Raw genomic sequence first — 22,697 nt, 5'->3', positions numbered from 1 at the left:
CGAATGAAAAAAACGTTGCGTATTCTGACCGCACTTTTTCCTTTGTTGGTTGCCCCTCATGCGTTGGCGCACGCACTTTATGTGTTCGCCCAGTATGATGGGCAAACTGTGACGGGAAAATCCTATTATTCCGATATGACCCCTGCTGCGGAAACCTATGTGGAAGTTTTACGCCATGGGGAAAATCAGCCATTAATGGCGGGGAAAACCGATAACCGTGGTTATTTTCACTTTCCATTAGTGGTCGAACCGAAAGTCGCCTTAAAAGTGGTGGTTGAAGGGGAAGAAGGACATCGGGCGACTGTGGTGGCGGATCGCATCACCGCAACGTCAAATGCGCCAACGCAAGCGAGCGATGAAAGCCTGTTACTGTTGCGGGAGGATATTGCGCAGTTACGCGACAAGATTTACCTGCACGATATTTTAGGTGGTATTGGTTACATCGTTGGCATTGCGGGCATCGCCGCTTGGTTAAGCGCCCGTAAATTAAGAAAAGGGCGTTAATCATGCATTTGTCGGAAGGCGTATTGCATACGCGGGTGTTATTAGCGGGCGTTGCTTTGGCGGTAGTTGGTGTTGCTGTCGGATTACGTCGTTTAGAGAGTGAACGTTTGCCTTTAACGGCGTTGTTTGCGGCGGCATTTTTTGTTGCAGGCACCATTCATGTTCCCGTGGGCATCGGCAGCGTTCACTTGATTTTAAATGGCATGGCGGGTTTATTTCTTGGCTGGGCAGTCTTCCCGGCTTTTCTTATTGCATTGTTGTTGCAAGTGCTGTTCTTCTCTTTTGGCGGCTTTGCCGTATTGGGCGTGAATTTATGTGTCATGGCATTGCCGGCGGTCGCGGCGCATTATTTATTGCGTAGTTATTTAAGGCCGGATATGGGAGCTATAGCAAAACTGTTGACCGGCTTGAGCGCAGGCATTATTGGTGTTGGTGGCGCTGGTGCATTAGCCTCTCTCGTCTTAGCGTTAGATGGCGGCAAACATTATCAGGATTTAATCGCCTTATTGCTGTTGTTACATTTACCGGTATTCGTATTAGACGGCATTATCAGCTACGGCGTGATTTCTCTCCTCAGCAAAATGTACCCGAGTGCATTACAATCTATTGACACTTCACTGAACGTTGACGATACCAAACGGTGCACACAATGAGCCCCGTTTTTCAGCGTTTTTTTCCACCGCACTTTTGTGCAACTCACTTGCGCCTGATTTACCTATTCCTTTGGGGCTTGGTGATCAGTGCCTTATCTCAACCTTCTTTGTTGCTATGGTTAAACGGAATCGCCTTAATTTTATTGGTGATCCTGATTTATCGTTGTCGTGATCCTTATTTTCCTTATCTAAAACGCTGGCTGGTTTTCAATAGTTTTACTTTATTACTTTGGGCGACCTTAAGTTGGCGTATCGGCACGGAAGGCATTGAACTTAATCCCGAGGGCATGGAAACAGCCTTGTTAATTAGCTTACGTATGAACCTGTTGTTGTTTTCCGTATGGTTATTGTTGTGGAAAATGAATGACACGGTGTTGGTACAAGCCATTGGTAAATTACCCTTGCCACCCAAATTAATTTGGCTTTTTGTCCTCACGGTGCGTTATATTGCCCTGTTAGGTGAGTTGCAACAAAAAATGGATTTGGCGATGCGTGCGCGAGGGTATCATGCCGGATTGAATCGTCGAACGTTATATGTCACCGCACAACGGGTCGCGCTTTTACTGGTGCATGCTTTACTCAAAGCTGAAACGGCACAAATTGCACTCAAATGCCGCGGCTTTCGCTTTGGTGAAAAGACAAATTTAAGTGGGGAAAAATGACAGTTTTACAAGTCAATGGATTGCAAATTAAACGAGGAGAACGGCAGATTATCGACAATCTGTCTTTTCAAATTGAAGCGGGACAACGCTTTTTTGTGCAGGGCGAAATCGGCACAGGCAAAACCACCTTATTACTTGCTTTGTTAGGTTTTGTGCCTGTTGCGCGCGGCGAGATTCGTCTATTCGGGCAGTTGTGTCGGGAAGAAAAAGATTTTGCGCCTTTTCGTGGCACCGTGGGGCTTTGTTTTCAGCACGCCGATGACCAACTGTTCGGACCAACCGTATTAGACGATGTTGCCTTCGGGCCGTTAAATCAAGGTTTGTCACGCCAGCAAGCGTATGCTGTTGCTTTGCAGCAACTGGAACGTTTAGGTATTGCTCATTTGCAGGATCGCACAGTACATACCCTGTCCGGTGGAGAGAAAAATTTTACGGCGTTGGCAGGCGTGTTGGCGATGCAACCGAAAATGTTACTGTTAGACGAGCCGACGAATGGATTGGATCGTAAAAATACGGAAAAATTGACCGCACTTTTGCGTGAGCTGTCGTTGCCTATGTTGGTGGCGTCTCATCATCAAGGATTTACGGCTGAATTGGCTGATGATGTTCTGACTTTATGATCTCAATCAACCCGAAAAATCAAAGGTTGTGCTACCCTAGCGAGGTTTTTTGTAACCAGATAGTAAAGGGGCAATATTATGTGTACAACTTGTGGTTGTGGACATCCGGAACAAGTCAGAATCGGTGAGGTAGCACATTCTCATCATGACCATGACGGCACACAAAGTGCGGTCAAAAATCCGAACTTTTCTCACTTCAAATTTCACTCGGTAGAATCAGCTTCGGAAGCCAATGAAACACAAAAACGCCTGTTGAAAGTGGAACAGGATGTGTTAGGTAAAAATAATCAAATCGCGGCGCACAACCGCTTTCTTTTCCAGCAACAACATATTCTTGTACTGAATTTGGTGTCCAGCCCGGGTTCCGGTAAAACCACCTTGCTCACCACCACGTTAAATGCACTGAAAAATGACCGCACTTGTTATGTGATCGAAGGGGATCAACAAACGGAAAATGATGCGGATCGTATTCGTGCCACCGGTGTCGCGGCGATTCAAGTCAACACGGGCAAAGGGTGCCATTTAGATGCTCAAATGATCAATGACGCCTTGTTCAAACTTGAGCCGAAACAAAACAGTCTGCTGTTTATCGAAAACGTGGGCAATCTGGTTTGCCCGTCCGAATTTGATTTAGGTGAAAAAGCCAAAGTAGTGATTTTGTCCGTCACTGAAGGTGAAGACAAACCGCTGAAATACCCGCACATGTTTGCAGCATCTAAGTTAATGATTTTAAATAAAGTTGATTTATTGCCATACCTTCATTTTGATGTGGAAAAATGTATCGCTTATGCCAAACAAGTGAACCCGCAAATTGACGTGATTCAACTTTCTGCGACCACCGGCGAAGGCTTAAAGGCTTGGTTGGATTGGTTACAGGCTCAATAAGGATTGTGGAACAAAATGCAGTTTATTGATGAGTTTCGTGATCCGAAATTAGCTAAAAGTTTAGTCAATCGCCTGAATGAATTCATGGCGAAATTGCCGCAATATACAGCGGAGAATCCGCTCTATTTAATGGAAGTTTGCGGCGGGCATACGCATACCATTTTTAAATTTGGTTTGGATCGTTTGTTGCCGAAGAGCATTGAATTTATCCATGGCCCCGGTTGCCCGGTATGTGTCTTGCCGATGGGACGCATTGACGTGTGCATTGAAATTGCGCAGAAATCGGATGTCATTTTCTGTACTTTTGGCGATGCTATGCGGGTGAAAGGGCGTCGAGGCTCCTTGTTGGAAGCCAAAGCGAAAGGTGCTGACGTGCGAATCGTGTATTCACCGCTGGATGCGATGAATATCGCAGTGAACAATCCTGACAAAAAAGTGGTGTTCTTCTCTCTTGGTTTTGAAACCACCATGCCGAGCGCTGCGGTGACTTTGCAACAGGCGAATAAGCTAAATATTCAGAATTTCTGGGTGGTGTGCCAAAACATTACCATCATTCCGACGCTACATAGTTTGCTTTCACAAGATTATGTGAAAATTGACGGCTTCCTTGCGCCGGGGCATGTGAGCATGGTGATCGGCACATCGCCTTATCAATCCATCGTGGATAAATATCACAAACCTTTTGTTATCACGGGTTTTGAGCCGTTAGATATTTTGCAAGCCATCGTGATGTTGGTGCAGCAATTTGTGGACGGACGTTGCGAAATTGAAAATCAATATAAACGTATCGTGCATTCCGAAGGTAACTTGCTGGCGCAACAAGCCATGCGTGAAGTGTTCCAACTGAAAAAATCCAGCGAATGGCGTGGCTTGGGTGAAATTGAAGAGTCGGGTGTAGAGCTGACCGACGCTTATAAACGCTTTGATGCGGAAGTGTATTTCCACAGCCAACCGCAACAAGTGGCAGATGACCCGAATTCTCGTTGCGGCGACGTGCTCACCGGCAAATGTAAACCTTCAGATTGCCCGTTATTTGGCACGCAATGTAACCCGGACAATGCCTATGGCGCGTTGATGGTCTCCTCAGAAGGGGCGTGCGCCGCCTACTATCAATATCGGAGAGAATAATGACAGATTTCATTACCATGGCACACGGCAACGGCGGCGGTGCCATGCAAAAACTCATTCAGGACTATTTCGTCGAAGCCTTTGATAATCCCATTCTTGCACAAGGGGAAGACCAAGCCCGTTTACCCTTAGCAGAACTTATGGCACAAGGGGAACAGCTTTCTTTTAGTACCGACAGTTTCGTTATCGACCCGATTTTCTTTCCCGGCGGTAATATCGGCAAACTTGCTGTGTGCGGCACGTTAAATGATGTGGCAGTGTGTGGCGCCGTGCCGAAATATCTCTCTTGCGGTTTTATTTTAGAAGAGGGCCTGCCCTTACCTGAACTCAAAGACATCATTCAAGCTATGGCAGAAACCTGCCAGGCCGCCGGTGTGAAAGTGGTGACGGGTGACACCAAAGTGGTGCAAAAAGGTGCGGTGGATAAAATCTTTATTAACACCAGCGGCATCGGTGTCATTCCGCAAGGCATCGATTGGGGGATGCATCGTATTGAAGCGGGCGACAAGATTATCGTCAGCGGCACCATTGGTGAACACGGCGCAACCATTCTTAATTTGCGCGAAAACCTGGGGATTCAAACAGATCTCAAAAGCGACTGTGTAGTTCTTGCGCCCCTCATCGATTTATTGCGCCCGATTGAGGGCGTAAAAGCCGTACGTGATGCCACCCGTGGCGGGGTGAATGCAGTATTGCACGAATTTGCCGCCGCCCAACAATTAGGCATACAAATCAACGAAGACGATTTACCTATCCGTTCTGAAGTGCGTGGCATTTGCGAATTACTTGGGTTAGAGGCCTTAAACTTCGCTAACGAGGGTAAACTGGTGATCATCGCCTCTCCTGAAAAAACACCTGAAATTCTGACTGCACTTCATTCCCATGAATTAGGCAAAAATGCCACCGTGATTGGCGAAGTGACCGCGGATAAAAAAGTCAGATTATTAGGCAGTTTTGGGCAGTCACGGTTGCTGGATTTACCGATGAATGAGCCGTTGCCGAGGATTTGTTAGGTTGTTCTACTTTCTTGCTTGTGCAAGAAAGTAGCAAAGAACACACCCCGGATAAATTGCTGCTCCTCTCTTTATTGTCATTTTCTTCACGGAAAATTTCGAACTCGCCACTGCGTGGCTCAAACAAAGCGAAATTTTCCTAAAAATGCCAAGTCGTTCGGGCAATTTATACGGGGATTTTATTTGAGCGCTATTGGATAAAAGTGCGGTGGGATTTTGGATTGTTTTTTGCGGTGAAAAACGTTTGGGATTTCAACCGCACTTCTAGATTTTTGTTTGGTAGGGACAGACTTTATGTCTGTCCTTATTTATATCATCAGATTATCGGACAGGCATAGAGCCTGTCCCTACGAAAATCCCATGATAGCGCACGCTTCCTCGAGTGTGCTGTAACTTCATGATGGTTCAAGCGTCCACGCTTGGACCAAAGAAGCACCAGCGTGGACGCTGGCGCTATCAAAGAGGCTATCAAAAAATTTAGCGCACAACGTAAAACGTACTTGCTGAAATTAAACAGATAATTGCCACGTTTTCAGAAACGTATCTACAATAGGTTTACATAACCCCCATGATAGCGCACGCTTCCCAGCGTGTGCTGTAACTTTATGATGGTTCAAGCGTCCACGCTTGGGCCCAAAGAAGCACCAGCGTGGACGCCGAGGCTATTGGAGACGACAAGAGGAAATTTATTTTGACAATTTTTTGATTAATATCCCATTTTCATTAAAGTCTTGTTCAATATTTTTATGATGGTTTACGTATGATTTTATTTTGCCATTTGGATAAAAATATTTTGTATAAATAAAATCAGTGTTTTTAAGATAATTTACTCTTTCTAGTGTCCCTTGTTCATCATAATTTTCATAAAGATCTTCCTTTACTCCATTTTGCACCGTTATATAGTGTTTTTGAGTTGGTTTTCCGTTGGTGTAGGAAATATAATTAACGTCCGAAAATATCCCCAATACTTCGTTAAACTTATCGGTGTCTATATAAAGCCTCTCTACTTTTCCTTTGTCAAAAGCCACCTTAATTTCATTATTTATATCATCCCATAAGCGATATTGTTTAATGTAACTTGGCGTACCTGTGGTTTCGTAGTAATGATCTATTGTAATCCAGCGCTCCTCTCCGTTTTTTATAAATTTAATTATCTCCTTTTTGTGGTGGTTTTTAGGCGGTCTGGGTTTTATGTCGCCAGAGTATTCCTTCTCATAAAATAGAGTCTTTCCATCTGCAGTATTAGTACGTTTATAAATATCATATAGGGGTAACCCAAGTTCGGGTTCGTATTCTCCCGTTGCTTTAATGTCAAATTGATAAAATAACTCTAAACTCCCTATCTGTTTCCCGGTTAAGTCCGGTCTAGGGGAATAAGTTTTGGTTACTTGGTTATCTTCTTTAATTTTATTTTGCTTTTTTGTTGAATTGACTAATTCAACACCTATCGTTTCAAATGAAATGATGATAGTCATAAAAAATAAGGTAAAATTTTTTAATATTTTCATAAATGTTTTTTCTCCTATGGTTCCAATAGCGCACGCTTCCCAGCCTGTGCTGTAACTTTATGATGGTTCAAGCGTCCACGCTTGGACCAAAGAAGCACCAGCGTGGACGCTGGTGCTATCAACGGCGACACACGCTATCGATAAAGTCTAAATGATAAAACACGCTCAAACCCCACCACACTTTAGACATTTTTCCTCGCATAATCTGCCGCTTCGGCGATGAGAGCTTCGCTTGGTCTTTTACCGGTGTAGAGTTCAAATTGTTCGACAGCTTGTAACACAATCACTTCTGCGCCGGAGATGGTTTGTTTACCTAAGGCTTGGGCGGTTTTGATTAATGGTGTGTCGGCAGGTTGAGCGACCACATCAAACGCGGTTTTGGCTTGACGGATCATGGCTTCGGGGAATGCAAGATCGAAAGCTTCTTTTCCACCTTTCATGCCGATTGGCGTGATGTTAACGAGTATGTCGGCGGTTTGATTGTCGAGGGAAGATATGTAATCGTAGCCATAAAGTGTGGCTAAATAGTTACCTGTTTTTTCGTTACGGGCGAAGACGTTGAGCTTTTCAAAGCCTGAATGCTTAAATGCCGCCACGACTGCTTTTGCCATGCCGCCGCTGCCATGTACGATCACGCGATCGTTCTTATTCAATTGGTATTTTTCGATAAGTTTAACAATGGCAATGTAGTCGGTGTTGTAGGCGCGTAAAATGCCGTTATCGTTGACGATGGTATTGACCGATTCAATGGCTTGTGCGGAAGGCGAGATTTCGTCTAAAAACGGCATGCAACTTTCTTTGAACGGCATAGACACTGCACTGCCTCGAATACCCAACGCGCGAATGCCTTTGACGGCGTGTTCGATATCATCGGTAGTGAAGGCTTTGTAAATGAAATTCAAACCAAGTTTTTGATAAAGATAATTATGAAATGTGGTGCCAAAGTTGCCGGGACGACCGGACAGAGACATACAGAGTTGGGTATCTTTGTTAAGCATAAGAAGCCTCACATTGGTATAGATAAAAAAGGATGCGCTCAGTATAGCAAATGATAATCCATAAAACGTTTAGAAAACCGACCGCACTTTCATGAATTATGCACAAATAAGATTGAATTGACTTGCGATGACGGCCTGCCCCAAACTCAAGCCGCCATCTCCCATCGGAAATTGATGCGCACTCAATACCTTAAATTCAGCTAACTGTTCTTTTATCAATCGCCGTAATAATTGGTTATGCCATACGCCACCGGAAAGCACGAGCGTTTCGCAATGATGGCGTTGCGCCTGTTGGCGAGCCAATTGAGCGAAACCTTCTGCTAACGCATAATGAAAAATAAAGGCTTTGTCAGCGTTGGACGAATCGAGCGCAATCCATGCTTGCCAGAAATGGGCAAGATCCAATTTATTTTCAGCGTTAAGCGGCATTAAGGTTGGAAGCTCTCTTTTATCGAATGGCAAACTGGCGAGCGCCGATTGCGAGGCGAGCACTTCCAATTGGCAGGCGGCTTCGCCTTCCCAGCTCAGTTGTGGCGGCGTGATGCCCAAGCCAAATGCCACTGCGTCAAATAAGCGTCCGGCGGAGGAAATCCGTGGGCTGTTAAGGTTGCGTTCAATCGCTTTAGAGAGCAGTTGCCAGTCATAGTTGGCGCAGGTTTGGGCGGCGATTTCTTGCCAATTTGGCACGAATTGATGCAAATGCGCTAACCAGTTGCGCCAAGGTTGTTTGGCGGCAAGATCGCCCCCCGGCAACGCTACCGCAGGTAGCCCCCCTAAATAGCGGCAGTGTTTTTCATCGACCAACAGACATTCTCCGCCCCAAAGTTGTCCGTTTTCACCCATGCCGATACCGTCCAACGCAAGCCCGATAACCTGTTCATGGCAATGGTGTTCCGCCATGACGCTGACAATATGGGCGTGATGATGGAGCACTTCTACATAAGGGATTTGGTATTGTGCAGCCAAGCGCTTACCCATTTCATGGGTAAAATAACCGGCGTGTGAATCAATGGCGATAAGTTCCGGTTTGAATTGGTAGATTTGGCAGAAGAGGGCGATATTCGCTTCTAATTGTGACCGCACTTTTTCGTTCGAGGTGTCGCCAATGTGTTGGCTGACGATGGCTTTATTTTGGCGCAATAAACAGAAGGTGTTTTTTAAATCAGACCCTAATGCCAGCACATTGTGTGCGCTGTGGTGATCCAACAGGGTTTCGTCAGGCACATAGCCTCTTGCGCGACGTAGAATTTCCACACCATCAAACACCGCACGCACTAAGGAATCGTCAGCGCGTTGCAAAATGTCGCGATTGTGGCAGAGGAAATAATCCGCCAAGTCACTTAAATATTCCACCGCACTTTGATTATCCAATACCGGCGGTTGTCCGCTTGGGTTGGCAGAGGTCATCACTAATGGGCGATTCACTTCTCTCAATAATAAATGCTGTAACGGGTTGCTTGGCAACATCACGCCGATTTCATTGAGTTGTGGTGCAATCTGTTCCGCTAATGAGGGGACTTTGTGTTTTGCCAATAGCACAATGGGTGCTGCCGTGCTGGTGAGTAATTTGATTTCCTTTTCGGTGAGATCCTTTAAAAAAGACACATCCGGCACCATCACCGCCAAAGGTTTACTTGGGCGGTGTTTGCGGTCGCGCAGTAATTGCACCGCATCAGCCTGAGTTGCATCACAGGCAAGATGAAAACCGCCGATGCCTTTTACTGCAACGATCTTGCCTTGTTGTAAGAAAAGTGCGGTGGTTTTTATCGGTGTTTTTTCATCGATAAGCGCGCCTTCTTGATTGCTTAACCAAACATGAGGGCCGCACACGGCACAGGCGTTCGGTTGCGCATGAAAACGACGGTCGGCAGGATTTTTATATTCTTCTGCGCAATCAGGACAGAGGGGAAAATCGGCCATCGAGGTGTTTTTGCGATCGTATGGAATGGCTTTAATAATCGTAAAACGCGGACCGCAGTGGGTGCAGTTGATAAAAGGATAATGATAGCGTCGATTGGTCGGGTCAAATAACTCCTTCAAACAGGCGGGGCAAGTGGCGGCATCAGGCACGATTTGGGTATCCATGGCGTTGTTTTCGCTTTCACGGATTTCAAAGCCGTCAAAGTACGGTGGATTTTCCCACGGTTTTTCCTGCTGCTGAATATCGGTAATCAGCGCAAGCGGGGGAAGTTGGGTTTGCAGATCATGCAAGAATTGTTGCAGTTGCTGCGCTGTTGGTTCAAGCAGGCGGATGAGTACGCCTTGCCCGTCGTTGTTGACATCGCCGCGTAATTCGTATTGATTCGCCAATAACCAGACGAAAGGACGAAACCCCACGCCTTGCACTTTGCCTTTTATGCGTAATTCAATGCCCTGCATATGCTTCCTGTTGCGTTTTTTATTGCTTTTAACTATGAAAAATATTTAACAGTATGAACAAGTTATTTATTTTTATCGAATTATTTTACTGGATTTAGGGCTTAGCGATGAGGTGGTTTTGCGAAAACCATTAAAAATGATGATCTTTATCAAGGAATAATTTTTTTGAAGAATGAACAACCATAAGCATGACCGCACTTTGGGACTGTTCTCAAAGTGCGGTCATTTTTTTCTCATTTTTTTGAAGATAATTGGCGCTGCCAATGTTCAAAACCTGTGCCGTTCTTCGTGTTTTATTTCACTTGATTTAACAGGAATTGTACGAGCAAGGAAACCGGTCTGCCGGTAGCACCTTTGTTTGCCCCTTGTAGCCATGCGGTACCGGCAATGTCGAGGTGCGCCCATGGGTATTTCTTGGTGAAATTGGCGAGGAACGCACCTGCCGTGATTGCACCGCCCCAACGTCCACCAATATTGGCTAAATCGGCAAAGTTGGATTTTAACTGTTCTTGGTATTCTTCACTTAACGGTAAACGCCATGCTTTGTCGGCACTTTGTTGTGCGGCTTGTTCAAGCGCAGCTGCGATGTCGTCATGGGTGGAAACCAAACCACTGTTGTGTTGCCCTAATGCGACTACGCAAGCGCCTGTTAAGGTGGCAATGTCAATGACCAGTTCAGGATCGAAACGTTCTACGTAAGTGAGCGTATCACATAGCACCAAGCGACCTTCTGCATCGGTGTTTAATACTTCCACGGTTAAGCCGTTCATGGTGGTGAGAATATCGCCCGGGCGATAAGCGTTGCCGTCTGGGAGATTTTCACAGCCTGCCATGACGCCGATTACGTTTAACGGCAGTTGTAGTTGTGCTAAGGCATTCATCACGCCATAAACGGAGGCTGCGCCGCACATGTCGTATTTCATTTCGTCCATGTCCGCAGCCGGTTTTAGGGAAATACCGCCGGCATCAAAGGTTAACCCTTTGCCCACTAACACGATCGGTTTTGCGTTCGGATTCGGGGCATTACGGTATTCCATAATCGCTAATTTTGCCTCATTGTGCGCTCCGCGTGATACGGCAAGATAGGCACCCATGCCTAATTTTTCCATTTCTGCTTCGTTGACAATGGTGGTTTTAATCAGCGGTGAGGTTTCGGCTAAGTTTAGCGCTTTGTCTGCCAAATATGCCGGGTTACACACATTTGGAGGACAGTTTGCCACATCTTTGGCAAGGCGTACGCCGAGGGCGATTGCAGAGGCATGCTGAATCGCTTGTTCGGCGGATGCCAGCTCATCTGCGCCAACGTTAAAAATCACCTCTGAAAGTGCGGTAGATTTTTCTGCTGTTTTTTGACTTTTGAATTGAGTGAATTGATATAAATCCTGTTCGATAGTTTCAATAGCAAAGCGGATGTTCCAGTAAAGCGTCCTTTGATTAAGCGGAATTTCAGTTAAAAAACTGACCGCACTTTTGGCTTGGGTTTCCTTTAATGTTTGCGCTGTTTTTTGCATAAGTTGCTTAAATTGACGCTCGTTGAGTTCACCGCGTTTACCACACCCCACGACGAGAAGTCGTTCGGCAGCAAGGTTTGGCACATTGCGCAATAATGTGGTTTGCCCAAGTTTGCCGCTAAGTTCACCGCTTTCCACCAAATGGAGGAGATAATTATCGGAAATCTTGTTAATTTCCACCGCACTTTGGGATAGGTTTTTTTCTTCAAAAATGCCCACAATCAGGCAATCTGCCGCTTGATTTACGGCATAATGTTGTGCGCTAAACTTCATTTTTTCCTCGCTTATTTTGCTGTTTTAAATGTCAAATTAAGGTATCATACGCCACCTATTCTTTAGGTAAGCCAAACCCAATTTGGTTTTTTCAAAGTGAAACGAATTTAATCTCTTTTGCTGAAATAGCAAGAGAAAAATAGGCAAAAAAAGTGATTTTAACCCGATATTTAACCAAAGAAGTTTTTAAAAGCCAGATTGCGATTTTGTTTATTCTGTTGCTGATCTTTTTTTGTCAGCAGCTCGTTCGCGTACTGGGCTCTGCCGCGAATGGCCAGGTGCCGGCAGATTTAGTCTTTTCTTTGCTAGGTTTAGGCATGCCGACCATGGCACAACTGATGTTGCCACTTTGTTTGTTCATTGCGATTTTGTTGACCTTAGGTCGTTTATACGCAGAAAGTGAAATCACCGTCATGCGCGCCTGTGGTGTAGGCTCAAAAATTTTAGTGAAAGTCGTTTTGATTTTATCGTTATTTACCGGGGCGTTGGCAGCATACAATGCATTATGGTTGAGTCCATGGGCAATTAATAAACAAGTGGCGATCATTGAGGAGGCAAAGGCAAATCCGAATATGGGCGCCTTGTCTGCCGGTCAATTTATGACGGCAAATAACAGTGATTTTGTGTTGTTTATTGATGACATTCAAGAAAATCAAATTAATAACGTTTATGTGTTCCAAACCCAGCCAAAAGGGCAAACTAAGCCGTCAGTCATTGTGGCGGAGCAAGGGGAGTTAAAATCTTTACCAAACGGTGATCAAATCCTTCGTTTGCAAAATAGTGATCGTTTTGAAGGCACCGCGATTTTGCCGGATTTCCGCATCACCCATTTTGATGAATACCAAGCCTATTTAGGTCATAAAGCCGTTGAAGATGATTCAAATGAAGCGGGTGAAATGAGCCTTATGCAACTGTTAAATGCCGATACGCCGGCGATGAAAACCGAATTTCATTGGCGTTTAACCTTAATTCTTGCTGTGCCTATCATGGCATTGTTAGCCGTGCCATTAAGTCGTGTTAATCCACGCCAAGGTCGTTTTGCCAAAGTGTTACCGGCGTTATTGTTGTATTTAATTTACTTCTTATTACAAAGCTCATTGAAATCAGCCGGTGGTGCAGGCAAATTGGATGCCTCGTTATTTATGCCATTGGTGAATGGGGGCTTTTTCTTATTGGCGATTTTGCTCAACAGTTGGGATAGCGCATTCATGTATCGTATTCGTTATTCATTGAATAAAAAGCGCTAAAACAGGGATAACTGAATGAATACCTTAGAACGATATATCGGTAAAAGTATTTTAGGCACGATTTTCGCCACCTTGTTCATGTTAGTGGGATTATCCGCCATTATTAAATTTGTAGAGCAATTCCGTAGTGTGGGGAAAGGCACTTACGACATCTTACAGGCTATTGCTTATACGGTGTTGACTATGCCGAAAGATGTAGAAACCTTTTTCCCTATGGCGGCATTGCTTGGTGCATTAATTGCCTTGGGGAATCTTGCCAGTCGTAGTGAATTAGTGGTGATGCAATCATCAGGATTTTCACGCATACGCATCGGCATTGCGGTGATGAAAACGACTATTCCATTAGTCTTGTTGACAATGGTGATTGGTGAATGGGGAATCCCACAAACCGAGCAATTTGCGCGTGATATGCGATCCAAAGCTATTTCCGGCGGTTCTATGCTTTCGGTGAAAAATGGCATTTGGGCAAAAGACGGCAATAATTTCGTGTATGTGCGTAGCATTTCTGATGATGTGGAATTAAACGATATTTATATTTATACCTTCAATGAACAACGCCAATTAGAAAAAATGAAACATGCGAATCAAGCGTCTTTTAACAATGGCAAATGGACGTTACGACAAGTCAATGAATCCCGTATTCAACCCGATGAAGTGGTGACTATCAATCGTTTAAATGAAGACTGGGAGACCAACTTAACGCCGGATAAACTAGGTGTGGCATCATTGCGTCCAACATCATTGTCTATTTCGGGGTTATCGAATTACATCGCCTTCCTGAAAGAAACCGGACAGGATTCCAGAAATTTCGAGTTGACCTATTGGCGTAAATTGCTCCAACCGGTTTCTGTAGGCGTGATGATGATGTTGGCGCTTTCCTTTATTTTTGGTCCGTTGCGTAGCGTGACTGCCGGGGCGCGTATTCTTATCGGGATTTCTTTCGGTTTCTTGTTCTATGTAGTGAATGAGTTGTTTGGTAAATTCAGCTTGGTGTATAACACCACGCCGCTTATTGGCGCGTTGATGCCAAGTGTGCTGTTCCTGCTTATTACTTGGTGGTTGTTAGCGCGACGTCGAAATTAGACAAAAGTGCGGTAAGAAAAAACAATGTTTTTAAAGCCCGTGATTGTCACGGGCTTTTTATACTAAACATTAATTTCATTCATTCAATGAATGAAATATTTGAAATTGACACATATTCCCTTTCTCTTTAATTTAAATAACATCTTTGACAGAGTTGAAATGAGGTAACTTGCATGAGTTATGCAAAAGAAATTGATAATTTAAATCAACACTTAGCCGATTTGAACGGCAAAATTAACGTTTCCTTTGAATTTTTCCCACCTAAAAATGAAAAAATGGAAAATATTTTGTGGGAATCCATTCATCGTTTAAAAGTCTTAAAGCCAAAATTTGTTTCTGTGACTTACGGGGCGAACTCCGGAGAACGTGAACGTACCCATGGTGTTGTAAAACACATTAAGCAGGAAACCGGTTTGGAGGCAGCGCCGCATTTAACTGGCATTGATGCAACGCCGGATGAATTACGTCGCATTGCAAAAGATTATTGGGATAGCGGCATTCGCCGTATTGTGGCGTTGCGTGGTGATGAGCCGAAAGGTTATGAGAAAAAGCCTTTTTATGCCGCAGATTTAGTGACATTGCTCCGTGAAGTAGCCGACTTTGATATCTCCGTTGCAGCCTATCCGGAAGTGCACCCAGAAGCAAAATCAGCACAAGCGGACTTAATCAATTTAAAACGTAAAATTGATGCTGGCGCTAATCACGTGATTACGCAATTCTTCTTTGACATCGATAGCTATTTGCGTTTCCGTGACCGCTGTGCCTCTATTGGCATTGATGCAGAAATCGTGCCGGGCATTTTACCGGTCACTAACTTCAAACAGCTTCAAAAAATGGCCGCGATCACTAATGTGAAAATTCCTGCCTGGATGGCGAAAATGTATGATGGGTTAGATGACGACCAAACAACTCGTAATTTAGTGGCGGCAAGTATCGCTATGGATATGGTGCGCGTATTATCTCGTGAAGGCGTAAAAGACTTCCACTTCTACACCTTAAACCGTAGTGAACTTACTTACGCGATTTGCCATACGTTAGGGATTCGTCCAACGTTGTAATTTAAAAAAATGAAAAAAAGCGACCGCACTTTAGGTTTTCCTCTTAAAGTGCGGTCGTTTTTTTATGTATTGGTTGTGGTGAATGCAAATTTAATTCGGTTCTTTTTTCAGTAATGAACACAAAAAGAGAAACGTGGCGCAAATGACGACAGAAGGGCCTGCAGCGGTGTCGTAATAGGCGGATAAAGTTAGCCCCATAGAAACGGCAAGCATACTAACAATTACGGCAATACCGACCATGCTTTCCGGGGTGCGGGCAAAGCGCTTAGCGGCGGCAGCCGGAATAATGAGGAGGGAGGTGATAATTAATGCGCCAACAAATTTCATACTCAAGGCAATGGTTAAGGCCGTTAAGATCATCAGAATAAAGCGCATTCTTTTCACATTAATCCCTTCCACTTGAGCCAATTCCGGGCTGATCGTGGTGGAAATTAGCGGTTTCCAAAAATAGATTAATGCAGTAAGTACGACAATGGCGCCAAGACTGATGTAAATGAGATCGTCATAAGTGATAGCCAGTAAATCGCCGAATAAATAGGACATTAAATCGACCCGCACATTTTGGAGCAAACCGACCGTGACAACGCCGATAGAAAGACAGCTATGTGCAATAATGCCAAGTAACGTATCCACAGAAAATTGCGTATTATTTTCCAACCAAACCATGGCAATGGAAAGCAAGATCGTGAGGACTAAAATGGCGATGTAAGGGTTGATTTGCAAAAAAATACCAAGCGCAACACCCAATAACGCCGAGTGGGAAAGCGTATCACCGAAATAGGCCATTTTGCGCCAGACCACAAACGCTCCGAGCGGAGCCGTAATCAGCGAAAGTACCATGCCTGTAATCCAGGCGGGAAAAAGAATATCAAACATAATATGAATCGTTAGTGTGAATGGGGCGATTCCATGCCGCAAATGTCGCCGTGCATATCATGACGATGATTGTGGTGATGGGTATAAACCGCAATATTTTTAGAAAACTGATTGCCGAAAAAGTGAATAAACGTTGGATCGTTTGAAACAGTTTCAGGCGTGCCGGCGCAACAAATATGCTGGTTAATACACAGCACTTCGTTAGTGTCAGCCATGACAATATGTAAATCATGTGACACCATCAAAATTGCACAATTTAATTTTTCACGGGTCTGCTGAATCAGTTGATAAAGCTCTGCCTGACCGGTCATATCTACGCCCTGAGTGGGCTCATCCAACACCAATAAATTGGGTTTATTTAAAATCGCTCGTGCCAGTAAAACCCGTTGCATTTCGCCACCGGAAAGTTTTTGCATACTGTTGTGAATGAGATGGCTAATGGACAACAACGCCATGGCATCTTGGATATCCTGCCGAGAAATTCCTTTTTTTAAGGATAAAAATTTTTCAACGGTAATAGGTAAGTTATGGTCTAAATGAATCTTTTGCGGAACGTAACCGATACGAATATTTTTGTTGTAGCGCACAGAACCGGACGTTGGTTGTTGTAGTTTGAGTAAGACTTTTAATAGTGTAGATTTACCACCGCCGTTGGGCCCTACAATAGTAATAATCGAGTTTGGGTAAATGGTGAGGTTAATGTGGTTGAGTGCGATTTGTTGCCCGTATTTTACATTGATGTCCTTTAATTCGACCAAGGGCACTTTTATTGCATTGATTTGCATGATGGGTTCTATTTGAGATTTCATTGGAGAAAAATTGCGCTAAAAATAGCTTATTTTTTATGATTTAACAAGTTCCCCGATAATTTATGTGTATAATTGCGCCGTTTGTCAGGAATTTCGCTTTATCCGTTGAATTTTTTTATTTTTATTGAGTCATAAGTAAACTTAAATCTTATTCGTTGTAAGGAAACCCAAAAGTGGTACAACACGTAAAATTAGCAAGAGAGCGTCGTCAAAGAAAGTCGCGTATTAAAGCGCTTATTTTCTTTTTGGCACTTTTGTTGATTTTTACCGGTTTTTTTCTGCATTTAAACGATACGGCAGAAGACAAAATCGAGAGCGTCAAAAATCCTACTTATACCAATCTTTCGACCAAAAATACACTTTTCGATACGAATAATCTGCTACAGGAGATTCTCTCTTTAGGTGAGCTTTATCCTGTTTCCGCCTATGTTGTTTCTTTTACTAATGAAGCTGTTCAAGAAACACAAATTTTAGCTGATACTTTTAGTCTCAATGCCGTAGAAGAGGCAACTTCTTATGATGATGTGGGGAAAGATGACGAATCGGAAGAAGTTAAAACCCACGACGAATTTGATGATCTAGATACTTTGCCAAGTGATGCGAAAGATGCTGTCGTAAATATTTTAGATGTGGCGGATCAAGCGATTCGAATCAAAGATCAATTTAGTCATACGGTGGTGAAAGGCGATAGTTTAAAGGATGTATTGGAGCTTTCCGGTTTAGAGGATGATACTAGTAAACAACTGATTGCGGCTTATCCGGAACTCAAACATTTACAAGCAGGGCAACAGTTCTATTGGATTTTGAATAATGACGGTGAATTGGAATATTTGAATTGGTTGGTTTCACAGAAAAAAGAATACATCTACGAATTACAGTCAGAAGGTAAGTTTACCCGTCAAATTCTGGAAAAGAAAAGCGTTTGGAAACGGGAAGTATTACGTGGCGAAATGGATGGTTCTTTTGTTAATAGCTTGAAAAAATTAGGTTTAGATAATCGTCAAATTTATCAACTGACTTCTGCGTTACAGTGGCAGGTGAGTTTAAAACAACTGAAAAAAGACACCAAAATATCGATTTTAGTTTCTCGCGAATATTTAGAAGAGAAGCGTACCGGTCAAGGTAACGTAGAAGCCATTCATATTATGACTGGAGGAAAAGGTTATTACGCGATTCAAGCAGCGAACGGACGTTATTATAACCGCCAAGGGGAAACCTTAGGTAAAGGCTTCTCACGTTATCCATTGCAGCGTCAAGCGCGTGTATCTTCACCGTTTAACCCACGTCGTCTGCATCCTGTTACAGGTCGTATTGCCCCCCATAAAGGCGTGGATTTTTCTATGCCGATAGGCACGCCGGTTATTGCGCCGGCAGATGGTACGGTTGAAAAAATTGCGTATCAGGCAAATGGTGCCGGTCGCTACGTGGTCATTCGTCATTCTCGAGAATACCAAACCGTGTATATGCACTTGAGCCGTCCTTTAGTTAAAGCCGGGCAAAGTGTGAAGAAAGGGGAACGTATTGCATTGTCGGGAAATACCGGACGTTCAACCGGACCGCACTTACACTATGAATTTCATATTAACGGACGCCCTGTGAATCCGCTTACGGTCAAACTTCCGGGAGGAAGCAGCGGTATGGCAACGGCTGAACGTAAAGAATTCCTTGTCAAAGCCAATGAAGTAGAACGCTTGTTACGTTAGTTTTGAAAGTGCGGTGGTTTTTCCCGCTGTTTTAAAAACATTGTGAAAATCGACCGCACTTTTTTATAAAAGCCATACCACCATTTATCAAATATGATGTATCACTAATCTTTTCCCTTGATAATCCAACACGTCTGCATCCAAATTAAACACAGATTTTAAGTTTTCTTTTGTGATAATTTCGGTAGGTGTGCCAATCATTGCGATTTCACCGTTTTTCATGGCGACAATGGTGTCGGCGTAGGCGGCAGCCATATTGATGTCATGCACTACCATGACCGTGGTCAGTGCAAGTTCATCGGTCAGTTGGCGTAGCAAGCGCATCAGCTCGCGGGCGTGGAACATATCGAGGTTATTTAATGGTTCATCAAGCAGTACATGATCGGTTTTTTGACAGAAGGTCATGGCAATCAGGGCGCGTTGACGTTGACCGCCGGAAAGTTCGCTAAGAAAACGATTGGCCAATGGCGCTAATTCAAAACGTTGTAAGGCATCGCGGATAATGGCATTGTCTTCTTCCGTCGGGCGCCCCTGATGGTGAGGATAACGGCCGAAAATCAACAAATCTTTTACCGTAATGCGACTATGAATCACGTTATCTTGGGTCAGAATTGCCAGGTTTTGCGCAATTGTGCGTGATGGCGTGGCGCCAATATCCATATCATTTAGCCAAATTTGCCCTTGTTGAATCGGATTTAAGCGCGCAACCAAAGAGAGTAGCGTGGATTTACCAGCACCATTAGCGCCGATCAATGCGGTAATACCACCGTTTGGGATGGTGAGATTAATGTTATTTAAAATCGTCGCCTGATTAATTTTATAGGTTATATTTTCAATTTTTATCACAAGAAATTCCCTTATTTTGCCCGTCTTAAAATTAGGTAGATAAAGACTAACCCACCGACAAATTCGATAACTACGCTAAGCACACCCTGCATCTTCATTACCTGTTCGAACACGGCTTGACCGCTTACTAATGTGATGGCCGACACCATAAACGTCATTGGGATGCGAATGCTGTGGTGCATGGTCGGGCTAATGGCATTGACGATGGCACATACCAATAAGCCTAAAAACAGAATCGGTCCCACAAGTGCGGTGGAAATTGACACTAAAAATGCGCAGCAAATGAGTAATTGGCGGCTGAACTGATGATATTCCAAGCCTAATCCGATAGCGCGTTCACGCCCCAGTAGTAGTACATCTAATTTAAAACGTTGTTGCCAAATCCACAGAGCGCTGACCAATGTAATGACAGTACCAATCCATAATAAGGTTGGGTTCACCGTGTTAAAACTGGCAAAGGAAGATCCTTGTGCAACGGCGAATTCATTCGGATCGATCATGCGCTGTAGCAGGTTATTTACACTGCGGAAAAGCACACCGAAAATAATCCCTACCAAAATCATACGGGCGAGATCGCTGTTGTTTTTGCTGAGTGTACGGAATAACAGGAGTGCGCCAAGCAACATAAGTAAGGTTTCAAAGGCAAATTTGCCGGCCACATTGAGTTGTGTAAATCCAATCCCGCCGAAGAGAAACACTAAAATGCTTTGCACCAATAAATATAAGGAGTCAAAGCCTAAAATGCTGGGTGTTAGAATCGGGTTATTGGTTAAGGTTTGAAATAGCAATGTAGATATGCCAATGGTGTAGGCCATCATCAGCAATAACAACAGTTTCTTTCCACGAAACGGCAAAATGAAATCCCAGTTACCATTCGCGTGGTAAGTCATAAAAAAGACGCAAGCAAACGTGAGTAGGGCACCGAGTAATAACATGACGCGATTATTTTGCATTGGCTTTCCCCTTAAATAATAAATAGAGGAAAATCAATGTGCCGACAATGCCGAAAATGGTCGAAATCGGTACTTCATAAGGTGCGTTAATGACTCGGCCTATAATGTCGCAAATCAAGACCAAATTGGCGCCGAGCAACACAACCGAAGGCAGATTTTGGCGTAATCGGTCACCGGCTAAGCGGGAAATAATATTTGGTACAACCAGGCCGATAAAGGGAATTTGCCCAACGGTGACTACGACTACCGCAGTAATCATCGCCACCACAATTAACGCAAACCACGTCATTTGACGATAATTAATCCCTAAGCCGGTACTGATATTTTTCCCCAGTCCGGTAATGCTCAGACGATCGGCCATAATATAAACCACCACAGCAAGGGCGGCGGTAAGCCATAATAATTCATAACGTCCTGCCAAGATGCCGGAAAAATCGCCAGAAAACCAAATGGACAAGGTTTGTAAGCTGTCTGTTTCGTAGGCAAGAAAGGTCGTCATCGCCTCAATAATATTGCCGAACATAATCCCCACCAACGGCACCATGAGACGTTGATGTGGCGGCAATTGCTGTAACAATAAGGTAAAAATGCCCATGCTAATGAGTGCGGAGACGGTGGCGACGGACATTTTGAGAAGCAAGGCGGCGCTTGGAAATAATAGGCTGGTTAATAAAATCCCCAATGCCGCGCTTTGACTGGCGCCGATCATGCCCGGCTCAATAAAGCGATTTTTTAAGACAATTTGTAATACCATGCCTGCCACGCCAAGAGTCGCCCCTACTAAAATCACGGCGAAGGTACGAGGCAATCGACTGACTAACAGTACTTGCATTTGTTCCGGTTGAGAAAAAAATTGAGACCAATGGAAATCGGCTACGCCCACGGTAATACTTAATGCGGCGAGTAATACAAGAATTAAAAAATTAATCCGATTTAACGTGAAAATTCCAGACATGATGTTTTTTAAGTAATAAAAACGTTCTCTCCGCTTGGCATGAAGGCGATACAACGGAGAGAACGATAAGCATGATTATTTTTTCTCGAAAGCGGTTTTAATCGCGTTTAAGTCCGTTTTTAATTGTTCCGCACCGCCCGGCGCTAAGTAGGAAGCGCTACTGAGATAAACGACATTACCGTTTTTCCAGGCTTTAGTGCGACGAACCAATTCATTATCCAATACTTCTTTGGCGGTTTTACCTTCTTCGCCAATAGCAGAAATGCGATCTAACACAAACAACCAGTCAGGATTGGTTTTTTCAATAAACTCAAAGCTCGCCGGTTGGCCATGACCGGTACCTTTAATGCTCGGATCCGCCATTGGTACGCCAAGTTCATCATGAATAAAACTTAAACGATAACCGCTACCGAATGCGGAAATTTTGCCACCGTTGACTAAAATAATTAAACCGTTGCCTTTGTCTTTCACGGCGGCTTTAGTGTCTTTTAATAAGGTTTCCAATTCACCTTTTAACTTGTCTGCTGCCGCTTGTTTATCAAATAAACGACCGAAACTGTCAATGCGTTGAATGCCGCTTTCCACTAATTTATCGCCGTTATCGGTTAAATCGATCGTTTTTGCAATAGCGCTGACATCATCAAATTTTTTTGCCGTGCGGGTGCCGACAATAATTAAGTCTGGTTTTAATTCATTTAAAGCCTCTAAATTGGGCTCAAAAATAGTACCGACATTTTTGGCTTTTTCTAGTGTTGGTTTTAAATAAGGAAGTATTTTGCCGACATCCGCCGCACCATCTACTTTCACACCTAATGCTTGCAAGGTATCAAGGCTTCCCGTATCAAATACTGCAATTTTGGCTGGCGGTGCTGCTAATGTCACTTCTCCTCGTGCCGTTGGAATGCTGATTTCTTTCGCTAACGCAGATGTCGCCATCGCGATACAGGTTAATGTTAGCAGTGTTTTTTTCAACATCATAAATCTCCTTAAAATATAATTGAAAATAATTCTCATGTATTTTAACGAGATTTAT

General features: G+C 43.9%; 21 protein-coding genes. 11 read left to right on the top strand and 10 right to left on the bottom strand.

Annotated features, from left to right (window positions below; genetic code table 11):
- Positions 1 to 3: 3 nt before the first annotated feature.
- From HMPREF9064_RS03305 to hypE, 7 genes are all read left to right on the top strand, one after another.
- Entirely contained in the window at positions 4 to 504 is a 501-nt protein-coding gene (locus tag HMPREF9064_RS03305; RefSeq protein WP_032997938.1) for a hypothetical protein, read from the top strand.
- Between the two features lie 2 nt (positions 505 to 506).
- On the top strand, positions 507 to 1,157 hold the full coding sequence (gene cbiM / locus HMPREF9064_RS03310) for a cobalt transporter CbiM (protein ID WP_006718833.1): 651 nt from the start codon (positions 507 to 509) through the stop codon (positions 1,155 to 1,157).
- Positions 1,154 to 1,819 carry an energy-coupling factor transporter transmembrane component T family protein gene (locus HMPREF9064_RS03315; protein WP_006718831.1) on the top strand — a complete coding sequence of 222 codons (666 nt, stop codon included), beginning with the start codon at positions 1,154 to 1,156 and terminating at the stop codon, positions 1,817 to 1,819. The genes cbiM and HMPREF9064_RS03315 overlap by 4 nt, the downstream gene beginning before the upstream one ends.
- Positions 1,816 to 2,439: an energy-coupling factor ABC transporter ATP-binding protein gene (locus tag HMPREF9064_RS03320; RefSeq protein WP_006718829.1), complete on the top strand. Its 624-nt coding sequence runs from the start codon at positions 1,816 to 1,818 to the stop codon at positions 2,437 to 2,439. Before HMPREF9064_RS03315 ends, HMPREF9064_RS03320 begins: the two co-directional genes overlap by 4 nt.
- Positions 2,440 to 2,517: 78 nt before the next feature.
- Positions 2,518 to 3,324 (top strand): hydrogenase nickel incorporation protein HypB, encoded by an 807-nt coding sequence (gene hypB / locus HMPREF9064_RS03325; protein WP_006718828.1) that lies wholly within the window; start codon positions 2,518 to 2,520, stop codon positions 3,322 to 3,324.
- A 15-nt stretch (positions 3,325 to 3,339) separates the two neighbouring features.
- A complete protein-coding gene (gene hypD / locus HMPREF9064_RS03330) occupies positions 3,340 to 4,452 on the top strand; it encodes a hydrogenase formation protein HypD (RefSeq protein ID WP_006718825.1) in 1,113 nt (370 codons plus the stop codon).
- A complete protein-coding gene (gene hypE, locus HMPREF9064_RS03335; protein WP_006718823.1) occupies positions 4,452 to 5,465 on the top strand; it encodes a hydrogenase expression/formation protein HypE in 1,014 nt (337 codons plus the stop codon). The genes hypD and hypE overlap by 1 nt, the downstream gene beginning before the upstream one ends.
- Before the next feature lie 686 nt (positions 5,466 to 6,151).
- Here hypE and HMPREF9064_RS0109530 read toward each other — a convergent pair.
- The 4 genes from HMPREF9064_RS0109530 to HMPREF9064_RS03350 form a co-directional block, all read right to left on the bottom strand.
- A complete protein-coding gene (locus HMPREF9064_RS0109530; RefSeq protein WP_197712332.1) occupies positions 6,152 to 6,940 on the bottom strand; it encodes a hypothetical protein in 789 nt (262 codons plus the stop codon).
- Positions 6,941 to 7,155: 215 nt separating this feature from the next.
- Positions 7,156 to 7,971 carry a shikimate 5-dehydrogenase gene (locus tag HMPREF9064_RS03340; RefSeq protein WP_006718820.1) on the bottom strand — a complete coding sequence of 272 codons (816 nt, stop codon included), beginning with the start codon at positions 7,969 to 7,971 and terminating at the stop codon, positions 7,156 to 7,158.
- Between the two features lie 96 nt (positions 7,972 to 8,067).
- The gene (hypF, locus tag HMPREF9064_RS03345) at positions 8,068 to 10,350 is read right to left on the bottom strand and encodes a carbamoyltransferase HypF (protein WP_006718818.1); all 2,283 of its coding nucleotides are present in this window, start codon (positions 10,348 to 10,350) and stop codon (positions 8,068 to 8,070) included.
- 293 nt (positions 10,351 to 10,643) lie between these two features.
- Positions 10,644 to 12,134 (bottom strand): leucyl aminopeptidase, encoded by a 1,491-nt coding sequence (locus tag HMPREF9064_RS03350; RefSeq protein WP_006718817.1) that lies wholly within the window; start codon positions 12,132 to 12,134, stop codon positions 10,644 to 10,646.
- Positions 12,135 to 12,286: 152 nt separating this feature from the next.
- On the opposite strand from HMPREF9064_RS03350, the gene lptF reads away from it, so the two are divergent.
- From lptF to metF, 3 genes are all read left to right on the top strand, one after another.
- Positions 12,287 to 13,381 carry an LPS export ABC transporter permease LptF gene (lptF, locus tag HMPREF9064_RS03355; protein WP_006718814.1) on the top strand — a complete coding sequence of 365 codons (1,095 nt, stop codon included), beginning with the start codon at positions 12,287 to 12,289 and terminating at the stop codon, positions 13,379 to 13,381.
- Between the two features lie 15 nt (positions 13,382 to 13,396).
- A complete protein-coding gene (gene lptG / locus HMPREF9064_RS03360) occupies positions 13,397 to 14,464 on the top strand; it encodes an LPS export ABC transporter permease LptG (protein WP_006718812.1) in 1,068 nt (355 codons plus the stop codon).
- Between the two features lie 173 nt (positions 14,465 to 14,637).
- On the top strand, positions 14,638 to 15,522 hold the full coding sequence (gene metF, locus HMPREF9064_RS03365; RefSeq protein ID WP_006718808.1) for a methylenetetrahydrofolate reductase: 885 nt from the start codon (positions 14,638 to 14,640) through the stop codon (positions 15,520 to 15,522).
- Positions 15,523 to 15,612: 90 nt separating this feature from the next.
- Here metF and znuB read toward each other — a convergent pair whose 3' ends face one another.
- Entirely contained in the window at positions 15,613 to 16,398 is a 786-nt protein-coding gene (gene znuB, locus HMPREF9064_RS03370; RefSeq protein WP_006718806.1) for a zinc ABC transporter permease subunit ZnuB, read from the bottom strand.
- Positions 16,399 to 16,409: 11 nt separating this feature from the next.
- Entirely contained in the window at positions 16,410 to 17,183 is a 774-nt protein-coding gene (znuC, locus tag HMPREF9064_RS03375; RefSeq protein ID WP_032997934.1) for a zinc ABC transporter ATP-binding protein ZnuC, read from the bottom strand.
- Positions 17,184 to 17,380: 197 nt separating this feature from the next.
- On the opposite strand from znuC, the gene mepM reads away from it, so the two are divergent.
- The gene (mepM, locus tag HMPREF9064_RS03380) at positions 17,381 to 18,910 is read left to right on the top strand and encodes a murein DD-endopeptidase MepM (protein WP_006718802.1); all 1,530 of its coding nucleotides are present in this window, start codon (positions 17,381 to 17,383) and stop codon (positions 18,908 to 18,910) included.
- An 87-nt stretch (positions 18,911 to 18,997) separates the two neighbouring features.
- On the opposite strand, the gene HMPREF9064_RS03385 is transcribed toward mepM, so the two are convergent.
- The 4 genes from HMPREF9064_RS03385 to HMPREF9064_RS03400 form a co-directional block, all read right to left on the bottom strand.
- Entirely contained in the window at positions 18,998 to 19,756 is a 759-nt protein-coding gene (locus HMPREF9064_RS03385) for an iron ABC transporter ATP-binding protein (protein WP_006718800.1), read from the bottom strand.
- Between the two features lie 11 nt (positions 19,757 to 19,767).
- The gene (locus HMPREF9064_RS03390) at positions 19,768 to 20,709 is read right to left on the bottom strand and encodes an iron chelate uptake ABC transporter family permease subunit (protein ID WP_006718799.1); all 942 of its coding nucleotides are present in this window, start codon (positions 20,707 to 20,709) and stop codon (positions 19,768 to 19,770) included.
- Positions 20,699 to 21,664 (bottom strand): ABC transporter permease, encoded by a 966-nt coding sequence (locus HMPREF9064_RS03395; RefSeq protein ID WP_006718797.1) that lies wholly within the window; start codon positions 21,662 to 21,664, stop codon positions 20,699 to 20,701. Before HMPREF9064_RS03395 ends, HMPREF9064_RS03390 begins: the two co-directional genes overlap by 11 nt.
- A 75-nt stretch (positions 21,665 to 21,739) precedes the next feature.
- The gene (locus HMPREF9064_RS03400) at positions 21,740 to 22,639 is read right to left on the bottom strand and encodes a siderophore ABC transporter substrate-binding protein (protein ID WP_032997933.1); all 900 of its coding nucleotides are present in this window, start codon (positions 22,637 to 22,639) and stop codon (positions 21,740 to 21,742) included.
- Positions 22,640 to 22,697: the final 58 nt, after the last annotated feature.

Origin of the sequence: Aggregatibacter segnis ATCC 33393 (assembly GCF_000185305.1) — a bacterium.
Classification (GTDB): domain Bacteria; phylum Pseudomonadota; class Gammaproteobacteria; order Enterobacterales; family Pasteurellaceae; genus Aggregatibacter; species Aggregatibacter segnis.
This window is presented reverse-complemented; position numbering and strand designations above follow the sequence as displayed.

Excerpts from the sequence above, each read along its gene's own strand:
- HMPREF9064_RS03400 (WP_032997933.1), bottom strand. The coding sequence starts at position 22,639 with ATGTTGAAAAAAACACTGCTAACATTAACCTGTATCGCGATGGCGACA.
- hypE (WP_006718823.1), top strand. The coding sequence starts at position 4,452 with ATGACAGATTTCATTACCATGGCACACGGCAACGGCGGCGGTGCCATG.
- hypD (WP_006718825.1), top strand. The coding sequence starts at position 3,340 with ATGCAGTTTATTGATGAGTTTCGTGATCCGAAATTAGCTAAAAGTTTA.
- HMPREF9064_RS03340 (WP_006718820.1), bottom strand. The coding sequence starts at position 7,971 with ATGCTTAACAAAGATACCCAACTCTGTATGTCTCTGTCCGGTCGTCCC.
- HMPREF9064_RS03390 (WP_006718799.1), bottom strand. The coding sequence starts at position 20,709 with ATGCAAAATAATCGCGTCATGTTATTACTCGGTGCCCTACTCACGTTT.
- hypF (WP_006718818.1), bottom strand. The coding sequence starts at position 10,350 with ATGCAGGGCATTGAATTACGCATAAAAGGCAAAGTGCAAGGCGTGGGG.
- HMPREF9064_RS0109530 (WP_197712332.1), bottom strand. The coding sequence starts at position 6,940 with ATGACTATCATCATTTCATTTGAAACGATAGGTGTTGAATTAGTCAAT.
- HMPREF9064_RS03320 (WP_006718829.1), top strand. The coding sequence starts at position 1,816 with ATGACAGTTTTACAAGTCAATGGATTGCAAATTAAACGAGGAGAACGG.
- HMPREF9064_RS03315 (WP_006718831.1), top strand. The coding sequence starts at position 1,154 with ATGAGCCCCGTTTTTCAGCGTTTTTTTCCACCGCACTTTTGTGCAACT.
- metF (WP_006718808.1), top strand. The coding sequence starts at position 14,638 with ATGAGTTATGCAAAAGAAATTGATAATTTAAATCAACACTTAGCCGAT.
- cbiM (WP_006718833.1), top strand. The coding sequence starts at position 507 with ATGCATTTGTCGGAAGGCGTATTGCATACGCGGGTGTTATTAGCGGGC.
- lptG (WP_006718812.1), top strand. The coding sequence starts at position 13,397 with ATGAATACCTTAGAACGATATATCGGTAAAAGTATTTTAGGCACGATT.
- znuC (WP_032997934.1), bottom strand. The coding sequence starts at position 17,183 with ATGCAAATCAATGCAATAAAAGTGCCCTTGGTCGAATTAAAGGACATC.
- HMPREF9064_RS03350 (WP_006718817.1), bottom strand. The coding sequence starts at position 12,134 with ATGAAGTTTAGCGCACAACATTATGCCGTAAATCAAGCGGCAGATTGC.
- HMPREF9064_RS03395 (WP_006718797.1), bottom strand. The coding sequence starts at position 21,664 with ATGTCTGGAATTTTCACGTTAAATCGGATTAATTTTTTAATTCTTGTA.
- HMPREF9064_RS03305 (WP_032997938.1), top strand. The coding sequence starts at position 4 with ATGAAAAAAACGTTGCGTATTCTGACCGCACTTTTTCCTTTGTTGGTT.
- hypB (WP_006718828.1), top strand. The coding sequence starts at position 2,518 with ATGTGTACAACTTGTGGTTGTGGACATCCGGAACAAGTCAGAATCGGT.
- znuB (WP_006718806.1), bottom strand. The coding sequence starts at position 16,398 with ATGTTTGATATTCTTTTTCCCGCCTGGATTACAGGCATGGTACTTTCG.